Origin of the sequence: Dictyobacter arantiisoli (genome assembly GCF_008326305.1) — a bacterium.
GTDB classification, from domain to species: Bacteria; Chloroflexota; Ktedonobacteria; order Ktedonobacterales; family Ktedonobacteraceae; genus Dictyobacter; species Dictyobacter arantiisoli.
The window spans coordinates 1-2,230 of the sequence record NZ_BIXY01000205.1; the positions used below are offsets into that span (position 1 = coordinate 1).

At 54.8% G+C, this 2,230-nt stretch carries 3 protein-coding genes; 1 reads left to right on the forward strand and 2 read right to left on the reverse strand.

What is annotated here, in order from left to right; translation table 11 throughout:
• Positions 1 to 273 precede the first annotated feature (273 nt).
• The gene (locus F1593_RS27780) at positions 274 to 1,557 is read left to right on the forward strand and encodes a GNAT family N-acetyltransferase (RefSeq protein ID WP_149404796.1); all 1,284 of its coding nucleotides are present in this window, start codon (positions 274 to 276) and stop codon (positions 1,555 to 1,557) included.
• Positions 1,558 to 1,720: 163 nt separating this feature from the next.
• On the opposite strand, the gene F1593_RS28800 is transcribed toward F1593_RS27780, so the two are convergent.
• Entirely contained in the window at positions 1,721 to 1,879 is a 159-nt protein-coding gene (locus tag F1593_RS28800; protein ID WP_172632524.1) for a hypothetical protein, read from the reverse strand.
• A 112-nt stretch (positions 1,880 to 1,991) separates the two neighbouring features.
• Positions 1,992 to 2,230, reverse strand: a 239-nt coding sequence (locus F1593_RS29755; protein WP_149404797.1) for an integrase core domain-containing protein, incomplete at its 5' end; no start/stop codon positions are given.

Sequence of the window (2,230 nt, forward strand, 5' to 3'; positions counted from 1 at the left end):
AAAATCTCCTTTACTACTTTTGCCTTAAATTCTGCCGTGTGTTGTTTTCTTTTTTGCTTTTCCATGAATCAATTTTATCTTACGAGCCAACTTTTTTCTGTCTGAATTTCTAGGGGCATTATAAAAAGCGTACATATTGAACGAACCTACGAGATGCTCCATCCTTGATGGGAGAAACTGAAGGAGATAAAAAACGCTCGGATTGCCTCATTTCACGAGCAAAAAAAGAAGAGAAAAAGGGAGCAACCATTTTTTGGCAGGAAAGAGAGAACCATGAGGAAGAGGCAACGACCAGAACAGCTTTTTCTGGAAGAAGATCCCACCCCTGATCGACGCTGGCAGGCGCTAAGCCTGAATGTCCAGGCATGGTACGAGCGCCTGACACAAGCAGGTGGTGGGAACATCGTTCGAGAAGGAGGAGTGATGGGAGCGGATGGTCATATGACGATTGCTTCCGTGGATCCTTTACAGATCGGCGAGCACATCAATTGCATCCTGGACTGGTATCGAGATCGGCAACCACAGGGCGAGGCGATCTGCTGGTATTTGTCCCCAGTGCCTCCGGGAGATCTCGGGGCACAGTTGTTCGCGCGTGGGTTTGCCCCGAACTGGCAACCGCATTGGATGTGGTGTGATCTTCGTCATTTCCACAGGAATCATCCTTCCCCCTTCGACATCCAGATCGTCGAAAACGAGCCGGTCTGGCAGGTCGATGATCTTCCCAACTACGACCCGCACGATGCGCCTGTGCTTGCCGCGTTGCATCGTGCCTATCCGGATCACGCGCCAAGCCTGGTCGCGTTCCAGGAGCATCAGATCGTGGGACGATGTCTGCTCAATGTCACCGCAGGCCAATGGGGAATAGCAGGCTTGTTCGGCATGGGTGTGGTGCCTTCCGCGCGCCGGCAGGGAATTGGGACCGCGCTGGCGCAAGCAGCCTGTGCGCTGGCGCAGCAGATAGGATGCCGTCATGTCGTGCTTAATGCCTCGCCCATGGGAGAGCCGGTCTATCGGCGCGTCGGGTTTCAGTCGATGGGATACGGTTACACCTGGTTTCTCCCTGTTCAAACGCTCACTGCTCCTGTGCCCACCACAGATCTGGTGAGGTTTCTCGAAGCCGTCGGACGAGGCGATATCCTGACCCTCGACGAGACAGGAAAACGCCTTGAAGAGAAAGCCTTGCGTGAACCATCATCAGGCGGTTTGACGCCTCTGGATATCGCGGTTCGTTGTCAACAGCCGGAATCCGCGACCTGGTTGGTCGAGCAGGGGGTTCCCCTGGGTCTGCTTTCCGCGTGGGATCTGGGGTGGAAAGAGCAGATCCCACGCTTACTGACGGAACATCCGGAACTAGTGAATCTCCAGGGAGGGGAATGGCACGCGACCCCGCTACAGATCGCGATCGAACGGGGTGATCTTGAGTTGGCAAAGCTTCTGCTCACGGTCCCCAATGATCTGGGAATCAAGGACGCGGCGTTTCAGTCAACGGCAATGGGATGGGCGCACCATTTCCAGCGCACCGAGATCGTCGCGCTCCTTGAGCGCCATCGTTCTTGAAGCGAAAAACCGACAGCAGGATGTGCGGCGAGATTGAAACGAGCGGACAGAAAGGATATCCATCTGAAAAAAGAGAGAGTGAATAGACACACATCAATAAAAGAAGCATATCCAGATAAAACCGCATCGGTGAGGGGAAGAAGAGGAGGCTCGTGCTCAATGGTTACGCGGTGTCAAGGAAAGCAAATCCATAGCCGTGGGCAAACGTGGCTGGCAGGCCGTGAAGGGTGAGCGTCACGGGTGAGGCTGTGGAGGGACGAACGTTGCGGGCCAGGCGCTGGTGCCAGGTGAAACGCCAATGTGCGCGCTCTGCTCGCGTCATCACCTGCTTCCTATCTGAAGATGCAGGCTCAGGCGAGGTCCCCAGAGATATTTCTACGGTTTCGGAGCGAATCACCTTTAACCAGTTCCGTCGAATGCAACAGCGTGGCCAATCACGCCAGAGCACGGGGTGAATGGGGGGAGGAAAGGGTTGTGGAGGCCCGTTCACAGGTGGGGAGGGAACCTGCGGGCGCGAGGTTTGTGGCCAGAAGACCACGCTGACCCGTCGTGGCTTCATGGCGGCTGGGAAAAATAGCCTTCTCAGCACACTCTTTCTTGAGTGTTGCCCAAAAGCTCTCGATCATCGAGTTGTCGTAACAATCACCTTTTCTGCTCATACTCACCTGAATGT

Coding starts and splice junctions, on each gene's coding strand:
- F1593_RS27780 (WP_149404796.1), top strand. CDS start 274: ATGAGGAAGAGGCAACGACCAGAACAGCTTTTTCTGGAAGAAGATCCC.
- F1593_RS28800 (WP_172632524.1), bottom strand. CDS start 1,879: ATGACGCGAGCAGAGCGCGCACATTGGCGTTTCACCTGGCACCAGCGC.